Source organism: Shewanella electrica (assembly GCF_022321485.1).
GTDB lineage: Bacteria > Pseudomonadota > Gammaproteobacteria > Enterobacterales > Shewanellaceae > Shewanella > Shewanella electrica.
The window spans coordinates 1-256 of sequence record NZ_JAKOGG010000481.1; the positions used below are offsets into that span (position 1 = coordinate 1).

1 protein-coding gene is annotated in these 256 nt (G+C 48.0%); it reads left to right on the plus strand.

The genetic code is table 11. The annotated features are described in order from the left end of the window. Positions 1–238, plus strand: a 238-nt coding sequence (locus tag L9G74_RS21250) for a hypothetical protein (protein ID WP_238898756.1), incomplete at its 5' end; no start/stop codon positions are given. Between the last annotated feature and the right edge of the window lie 18 nt (positions 239–256).

The following is a 256-nucleotide window of genomic DNA, read 5'->3' on the forward strand; positions in this document are numbered from 1 at the left end:
GTATCTGCAGAGTAGAGATTTAGATAGCTGGCAGCTCAACAGCGCGCGTGGCTATTACCTGACGCAGTGGGCAAAGACGGTCTGCCTCACCTACTGCGATTCTGAGGAGAAAGATGGAGTGAATCGGGACAGTGCCACCGAAGAATTGCTGAGCCTTCTCAAAAAGATGCTGTCGGATTCGAGATGGCTGGAGACCAATAGGTATGTAATTATTAATGTGGTGTCAGAACAGTACTGACTCTTTCCAGTCAATTTG